The sequence below is a fragment of the Blastococcus sp. SYSU D00820 genome, from assembly GCF_054050695.1.
Genome location: NZ_JBJGZW010000042.1, coordinates 1 through 7384, shown reverse-complemented (window position 1 = coordinate 7384; position 7384 = coordinate 1). Strand labels below are relative to the sequence as shown.

9 protein-coding genes are annotated in these 7384 nt (G+C 73.7%); 5 read left to right on the top strand and 4 right to left on the bottom strand.

From position 1 onward, the window contains the following. Positions 1-56: 56 nt before the first annotated feature. Both ACI79R_RS23890 and ACI79R_RS23885 read right to left on the bottom strand, forming a co-directional pair. Positions 57-1490, bottom strand: a complete 1434-nt coding sequence (locus ACI79R_RS23890; protein ID WP_456576186.1) for an aromatic ring-hydroxylating oxygenase subunit alpha — start codon at positions 1488-1490, stop codon at positions 57-59. Beyond that, complete coding sequence (locus tag ACI79R_RS23885; RefSeq protein ID WP_456576185.1) at positions 1487-1756, bottom strand: hypothetical protein; 270 nt, start codon at positions 1754-1756, stop codon at positions 1487-1489. The genes ACI79R_RS23890 and ACI79R_RS23885 overlap by 4 nt, the downstream gene beginning before the upstream one ends. Before the next feature lie 125 nt (positions 1757-1881). Here ACI79R_RS23885 and ACI79R_RS23880 point away from each other — a divergent pair, with 125 nt between their 5' ends. Next, the gene (locus ACI79R_RS23880) at positions 1882-2676 is read left to right on the top strand and encodes an enoyl-CoA hydratase/isomerase family protein (RefSeq protein ID WP_456576184.1); all 795 of its coding nucleotides are present in this window, start codon (positions 1882-1884) and stop codon (positions 2674-2676) included. Continuing rightward, the gene (locus tag ACI79R_RS23875; RefSeq protein WP_456576183.1) at positions 2673-3509 is read left to right on the top strand and encodes an enoyl-CoA hydratase/isomerase family protein; all 837 of its coding nucleotides are present in this window, start codon (positions 2673-2675) and stop codon (positions 3507-3509) included. The genes ACI79R_RS23880 and ACI79R_RS23875 overlap by 4 nt, the downstream gene beginning before the upstream one ends. On the opposite strand, the gene ACI79R_RS23870 is transcribed toward ACI79R_RS23875, so the two are convergent. Continuing rightward, positions 3473-3928 (bottom strand): nuclear transport factor 2 family protein, encoded by a 456-nt coding sequence (locus tag ACI79R_RS23870; protein WP_456576182.1) that lies wholly within the window; start codon positions 3926-3928, stop codon positions 3473-3475. The genes ACI79R_RS23875 and ACI79R_RS23870 overlap by 37 nt on opposite strands. A gap of 50 nt (positions 3929-3978) precedes the next feature. On the opposite strand from ACI79R_RS23870, the gene ACI79R_RS23865 reads away from it, so the two are divergent. After that, positions 3979-4752, top strand: coding sequence for an SDR family NAD(P)-dependent oxidoreductase (locus ACI79R_RS23865; RefSeq protein WP_456576181.1), 774 nt, complete (start codon positions 3979-3981; stop codon positions 4750-4752). A 14-nt stretch (positions 4753-4766) separates the two neighbouring features. On the opposite strand, the gene ACI79R_RS23860 is transcribed toward ACI79R_RS23865, so the two are convergent. Continuing rightward, on the bottom strand, positions 4767-5534 hold the full coding sequence (locus ACI79R_RS23860) for a ThuA domain-containing protein (protein ID WP_456576180.1): 768 nt from the start codon (positions 5532-5534) through the stop codon (positions 4767-4769). 279 nt (positions 5535-5813) lie between these two features. Here ACI79R_RS23860 and ACI79R_RS23855 point away from each other — a divergent pair, with 279 nt between their 5' ends. Together ACI79R_RS23855 and ACI79R_RS23850 are read left to right on the top strand one after the other, a co-directional pair. Further along, positions 5814-6965, top strand: a complete 1152-nt coding sequence (locus ACI79R_RS23855; RefSeq protein ID WP_456576179.1) for a sugar ABC transporter substrate-binding protein — start codon at positions 5814-5816, stop codon at positions 6963-6965. Position 6966: 1 nt separating this feature from the next. Next, positions 6967-7384, top strand: a 418-nt coding sequence (locus ACI79R_RS23850) for an ATP-binding cassette domain-containing protein (RefSeq protein WP_456576178.1), incomplete at its 3' end; no start/stop codon positions are given.

The following is a 7384-nucleotide window of genomic DNA, read 5'->3' as shown; positions in this document are numbered from 1 at the left end:
GGGGGCCGGGACGCAGCGCCGCGGCCCGGCCCCTCGTCGTGCGGGGTGGCGGCGGCTCAGGCCTCGACGTCCTCCCCGATCCACTGCTGGAGCAGCGCGTGGAAGTGCCGGATCTTGCTCTCCTGGTACCGCGAGAAGACGACGGTCCGGCGCCGCGTGGTGTGCAGCCCGCGCTGCACCCGCGGCATGTTGAACGAGTCCTGGTCGAACACCCGGCCGGAGCTGCCGAGGACGGTGGCCTCGGTCCAGGGCTGGTCGACGCCGAGCCACTGCGTCCGCGCCGGCGGCGGCCGTTCCCCGGTGAAGGGCGCCAGGAGGTAGACGTCCATGAGGCAGACCTCGTGCTGGTCCTGGTACGGCCGGAAGCGGTAGGCGATCCGCTGGTAGGCGCCCCACGGGTGGAAGTTCGGGAAGACCGTGTAGTAGATGCTGTCCAGCGACTCGGCGTCGCTCACCAGGTCGGCGGCCTCGTCGCCGATGATCGGCCGCAGCGACTCGCGGGCGATCATCCCGGACAGCTCCCGGGCGGTCATGCCCTCGGGCACCTCCAGCAGCGGCGGCTCGTCGATCCGCGCGTCGACCATCGAGTCGAACATCTGCTGCTCGGTCGGCGTCCACGTCAGGTGCGGGCTGGGCACCCCGTTGGCCGAGATGCCGCGGTCGATGTTCCCCCACACGTCGTACTGGCTGTTCGTGTCGCCCATGCCGGCGACCCGCTGCGGGTGGGTGGTGACCACGTGCAGCGCCTCGGAGAAGGCCTCCTGGGCCACCTTCCAGTTGCAGTCGATGACCTTGGCGACGTGCGCCTGCACGTAGCGGCGGTCCAGCGGCCACTTCTCGAAATGCCGGTCCAGGTCGCCGAGGAAGTCCTCGAGCGGCTCGCAGTCGGGGTCCATGTTGACGAACACGAACCCGCCCCAGGTGCCGACCCGCACCTGCGGCAGGTCCATGGCGGACCGGTCGACGTGCGGGAAGTCCCACTCGCAGGTGATCGACTTCAGCGATCCGTCGAGCTCCCAGCAGAAGCCGTGGAACGGGCAGCGCAGCTCGCGGTCCGCCGGCCCGCTCTCGTGGCGCAGCAGCCGCCCCCGGTGCAGGCAGGCGTTGTAGAAGGCGCGGACGACCATGTCCCGGCCCCGGACGACGAGGATGCTCGTGTCGCAGATGTCGTAGACGTAGGTGTCGCCCGCGGTGGCGATCTCCTCCTCGCGGCAGGCCATCTGCCACACCCGGTTCCACAGCCGGCTCTTCTCCAGCTCGTGGTAGGCCCGGCTGGTGTACCGGGTGACCGGCACCTCGCTGACCTCGTCGAAGATGCCGGGGCTCTCCTCGCGCAGGATCGACGGCACCGGGTGGGTGTCGGTGTCCAGCAGCTGCTGGTAGCCGATGCCGGGGGAGCGGGCGAACGGCGGCGGCTCGGGCATCGCCCCGGTGGTTCCCGGAGCGTCGGGGGACGTGCCGGCGGGGGGGTCGGCGCGGAGGTCGGTCACAGCGCGGCTCCGTTCGCCAGGCGCGCGGCGGTGATCTGCTCGCTGCGCCGCCGCAGGATCTCCCCGGCGTCCATGAACCGGCGGTTCTGGGTGAGGTCGCCGCGGACCCGCGGGCCCAGGCCCACCCAGCGGGCGAGCTCTGGATCGGCCGCGCGGACCTCGCCGTGCAGGTAGCGCCCCTCGGGGTCGAAGGTGCCCACCCGGCCGTCGCGCGTGGTGACCCGGACGTTGTAGTCCTCGTCCAGTTCGTAGATCGCTCGGCTCATCGGATGCTCGATCTGGCGCACGATCCACCTCGTCCGTCGTCGCGGGTACACCGAGTAACTGGTGATCTGCTACACAAACGCTAGCAGTCGCTCCCGGCCGCACCAAGCCCCTCGAGGGAGGCAGCGTGGGTTCCTACCGGCATCTGCGGATCGAGGTCGCCGACGGCGTCGCGGAGGTGACGATCGACCGGCCGCACCGGCTCAACACCCTCGACTCCGCTGCGCACGAGGAGATGGAACGGCTCTGGCCCGACCTGCAGGAGCGCGACGACGTCGCCGCGGTGGTCCTCACCGGCGCGGGCGGGGTCTTCTCCGCCGGGGGCGACGTCAAGGACATGCTCGCCTTCGCCGCCGAGCACCCGGGGGAGGGGTCGGGCATCTCGATCGCGCGGGCCCGCCGGCTGGTCTACGGCCTGCTCGACCTCGAGAAGCCGGTGGTGGCGGCGGTGGAGGGCCGCGCGTTCGGCCTCGGCGCCACGATCGCGCTGCTGTGCGACCTCGTCGTCACGGCGCGGGGCGCGCGGTTCAGCGACGCGCACGTCGACCTCGGCCTGGTGCCGGGGGACGGCGGCGCGGCCGTCTGGACGGTGCTGGCCGGCCCGCACCGCGCCCGCGACCTGCTCCTGCGCGGCCGCGAGATCGACGCCGACGAAATCGCGGCGCTGGGCATCGCCACCGAGGTGTGCGAGCCCGGCCAGGCCCTCGCGCGGGCGCACGCGGTCACCGCGGAGATCCTGCGCCGGCCGCCCCTGGCGGTGCGCGGCACCAAGGTCGCGGTCAACGCCTGGGTCAAGGCGCAGTTCGCCGGGGTCTTCGAGACGGCCCTGGCCTGGGAGGTCGCCAGCCTGCGCAGCGCCGACTTCGCCGAGGGCGTGGCCGCGCTGGGGGAGAAGCGGCCGCCCCGCTTCACCGGCCGGTGAGCGACGCCGGCGGCCGGGTCCGCTACGAGCTCGGGGACGACGGGGTGGCGGTGGTGACCCTCGACTCCCCGGCGCGGCGCAACGCCGCCACCTACCCGATGATGGCCGAGCTGTTCGGCCATCTCGAGCACGCCGGTGCCGACCCCGCCTGCCGGGTCGTCGTCCTCACCGGTGCCGGAGGCACCTTCTGCGCGGGCACCGACCTGCGGTACCTGGAGACGATCCCGCCGGAGGAGCGGGGCTACCCCGGCCGGCTGCACGACGACGAGGGCTGGTGGAACGTCGTCGCCTGCCCGAAGCCGGTCATCGCCGCCGTGGACGGCGCCGCGGTCGGGATGGGCGCGGAGTGGGCCACCATGGCCGACGTCCGCATCGCGACTCCGCGGGCGCGGTTCGCCTGGAACTTCGTGCACCGCGGGCTGGTGCCCGACACCGGGGCGGGGTCCTGGCTGCTGCCCCGGCTGATCGGGGTCCCCGCCGCGCTGCGGCTGCTGTACTCCGGCGACTCGCTGACCGCCCCCGACGCGCTCGCCTGCGGATTCGTGTCCGCGGTGGTCGAGCCCGGCGACCTGCTGCCCGCGGCCCGCGCCGAGGCGGCCCGCTGGCTGCGCGGGGGTCCGGAGGCGGTGGCGCGCACCAAGCGGCTCGTCTACGCCGGGCTGGCCCGGGGCGTGGCCGAGCACCAGGCCGACAGCCGCGCCCAGCTGCTGGAGTGCTTCCGGTCCGCCGAGCACGCCGAGGGGGTGGCGGCGTTCCTCGAGGGGCGGCCGCCGCGGTTCGCCGGCGCGCCGGGCGCTCAGGCCGGCCCGGCAGGCCGCGCGGAGCGGACGTGACGGGACATGTCGCCGTACAGGTCACCGGTGGCCCGGCGCTCGGTGAACTCCCAGACGCCGTCGCGCCGGGTCAGCCGGTCGCGGTAGGTGCCGGTGTAGATGGGCTGCAGCGGGAAGTCCGGCAGCGCCTGGAAGATCGTGACGTAGGCCCGGGCGGTCGCGGTGCCGGCCTCCTCGTCGACGGCCACGGACACGTTCGTGGTGACGTGCTTGGTCCGCGTCAGGCCGTCGTAGAGGAGCACGTTGTCCTCGATCCAGCGCCGGGCGCCGGCCGCGCCGGGCTCCGCCTTGTGCCACGTGCCGTGCTCGAACAGCGCGGCGAACTCGTCGAACCGCCCAGTGTCGAACAGCTCGGCGTACCGGTACAGCAGGTCGGTGATCTCCTGGACGGCGGTGATGTCCTGGACGGCGTCGCCCACGGTGGGCCTCCTGGGTGCTGGTCGGGGGACGAGCGGACGGAGGTCCACCCGTGGAACTGAGGGGCCGGCAGGCGCTGGTGACCGGCGCGAACCGCGGCATCGGCGCGCACTTCGTCGAGGCGCTGCTGGCGCGCGGGGTGGCGGTCGTGCACGCCGGCGCGCGCGACCCGGCCGCGCTGGCCGGCCTCGTGGCACGGCACGGTCCGCGGGTGGCGCCGGTCCGGCTGGACGTGACCCGCCCGGACGACGTCGCCGCGGCGGTGGCCGCCTGCCCGGAGGTCGACCTGCTGGTGTCCAACGCCGGCCGCTCCCACCCCGGCCCCGTGCTCGCCGACGCCGGCGACGCGGCGCTGCGGGAGCTGCTCGAGGTCAACGTCCTGGGCCCGCTGTCCCTCGTGCGCGGGCTGGCCCCGCAGCTGCGGACCCGTCGCGGCGGGGTGCTCACCGTGCTCTCCCTGGCCGCGCTGCTGACCTCGCGCAGCGCGCCGCTCTACAGCGCCAGCAAGGCGGCGGCGATGATGGTGGCGCAGGGCGTCCGCGCCGAGCTCGCCGCCGACGGCGTCACGGTCACGAACGTCTACCCCGGCTACGTCGACACCGACATGACCGCCGGGGCGACGGTGCCCAAGGCCTCGCCCCGGTCGGTGGCCGAGCGCTCGCTGGACGCGTGGCAGGCCGGCCGGACGTCGGTCTTCCCCGACCGGCTGGCCGAGCTGGCCCGGGACGCAGTGGCGAGCGGGGATCCCGCCGTGCTGGACGACCCCCAGGGGCTGTCCACCCGGCTGGGTGCGGCGCTGTCGGCGGAGCGGGCCGGGGGAGCCTGACCGCCGGGGTGCGGTCAGCTCGCCGCCCCGGCCCCGGCGCCGGCGACGTAGGCGAGCGCGTTGGCCACCAGTCGCTGGTAGGCGGGGTCGGTGAGGGTCGCCGCGGTGTCGCCGGGCTGGACGTAGACGACCCGGCTGCGCTCGAAGGTCCGCGTCCAGGCCGCCAGCGGCGAGCCCGGCGCGTGCCGCCAGTCGCCGCGGCTGCCCAGCCGCCCGGCCAGCGCCTCCTCGGTCGAGAAGTGCACGCGGTCGTCGATCGGGGCGTCGGTGCGCAGCAGCGGGGTGACCTCGTCCTCGAACACCGGGCACAGGTAGGTCTCGTCCACCACGCGCAGGCCCGCGCCGAGGCCGTCGAGCACCGGGTGCCCCGGGGCGACGGCGCGGATCTCCTGGGGCACCGCCATGCGGTAGCCGGAGTCCGGCCACGCCACCCCGCGCAGCTCGCCCCGGCGGTAGAGGTAGCGCCCCCCGACGAGCTCGGCCCACACCGGCCAGGCCGGCCACGACGCGATCGCGTGGTGGAGGACGACGAACCCCTGTCCGGCCCGGGTGCGGGCCAGCAGCGCCCGCTCGTAGGCCGGTGGCGGGGGCGTGGCCTCGGGGCGCACCCCGGGCATGTCGTAGTGCAGCGACGCGTCGGCGTCCTCGAGCCCGCCGGAGGCGACGAAGTCCACGGCGTCCGGGTGCTCCACCCAGGTGGCTGTACAAGGCAACGAATCAAGTAACGCGGCGAACGCGTCTCGGTCGAACGAGTGTCCGCCGGTGAAGGCGACGACCTGCACGGGACCTCCCAGGGGGCCGGCGACCGGAGAAACGCCTGGTTCCCCGCGTCGCAGGCCCCCATTATGCGTGGACGTCCAACTTTTTCGTCCAGATCCCGCGGGGGCTGTTGACGCTGTATCTAGAGGGCTCCTACATTATCGCCGCTGCAGCGTGATCTGAGTTACAGCGCGGGCTCCAACCCTCCGGCCGGTCATCCGGACGACCGCTCGGAGCGCTCGCGGAGTGCCCATTCCACCGCTTACGACGGCAACGTCGCCGCTCCGATCAGGGAGATCTCCGTGAACTCACGCATCGCCTGCCTGGCCGCCGCCTCACTGGTGGTCCTGGCCGGCTGCAGCAACACCCGGGACGCCGGAGGCGGGGACGGCGGAGGTGCCGCCGTGGCCTCCGGGGACCTCAGCACCCCCGCGCTCCAGGAGGCCGCCGAGCGCGTCGAGGCCGCCCTCGAGGAGCCCACCGAGGTGGGCGTCACCGAGCCGCTGAGCCGCACGCCCGACGAGGGCAAGAACATCACGTTCCTGCAGTGCGGCGTCGGCGTCTGCCAGCAGATCGGCGACGAGCTCGACGACGCCGCCGCGCTGCTCGGCTGGAACATGACCTACGTCGACCAGGGCACCACGCCCGAGCAGATCGTCGCCGCCTGGGACCGGGCGCTGACCGCCGACCCGCGGCCCGACGCCATCCTCACCTCCGGCGTCCCGTCGGTGGTCTTCCAGCGGCAGCTGGACCAGGCCCGCGAGGCGGGCATCCCGGTGGTCGACTGGGCCTCGGCCAACGAGCCCGGCACGCCCGGGATCATCTTCGACATCAACCCGGTCGAGGACAACGAGACCCGGGGCCGGCTGCTGGCCGACTACGCCGCGGTGCAGACCGACGGCGACCTGAACTCCATCTTCATCCAGGTGCCCGACTTCCCGACGCTGGTGGCCGAGGAGGAGGCCTACACCGCCCAGCTGGAGGAGGTCTGCCCGGACACCTGCACCACCGAGACGCTGGACTTCCCGGCCACCGACATCGGCACCCGCGTCCCCTCGGCGATCGTCAGCCACCTGCAGACCCACCCCGAGGTCAACTACATCGTGCTGTCCTTCGACGACATGGGCACCGGCGTCATCGAGGCGCTGCGGGCCGCGGGGCTGGACCAGCAGGTGACGATCATCGGCCAGGCCAGCAACCAGACCGCCGCGCAGAGCATCGCCGAGGGCACCGGCCAGGTCGCGACGATCCCGCAGGGTGTCGGGCAGATGGCCTACAAGGCCCTGGACGTCCTGGCCCGCCACTTCAACGGCGACAGCCTCGACGCCGACCGCGAGAACCTGCTCCCGATCTGGATCCAGACCCGCGACACGATCGGCGACCCGAACGACCTCTGGAAGGGCCCGGAGGGCTACGCCGACCAGTTCGCCGCGCTGTGGCAGGTCGGCAGCTGACGTGGGCACGCACGACGGGCTGCTCCACCTGTCCGGGGTGGTGAAGACCTTCCCCGGGCAGGTGGCGCTCGCCGGCGCCGACCTCGAGGTGCGGGCCGGTGAGGTGCACGCGCTGATGGGGCAGAACGGCTCCGGCAAGTCGACGGTCATCAAGCTGCTGGCCGGCTACCACGCCCCGGGCTCGGTCGAGCGGGCGACGATGGCCGGGGAGCCGTTCGCCCTCGGCTCCGCCACCGAGGCCGACCGGCTGGGCATGCGCTTCATCCACCAGAACCTCGGCCTGGTCGAGACCATGTCCGCGGTGGAGAACTGCGCGCTGTCCAACGGGTTCCCGACCGGCCGCATGTGGCGGATCAACTGGCGGCACGAGCGCCAGCGGGTGGGAGCGCTGCTGGAGCGGTTCGGGGTCGACGTCGACC

What these genes read in the sequence shown, in the direction of transcription:
- ACI79R_RS23885 (WP_456576185.1), bottom strand. Translation starts at nt 1,756, where the DNA reads ATGAGCCGAGCGATCTACGAACTGGACGAGGACTACAACGTCCGGGTC.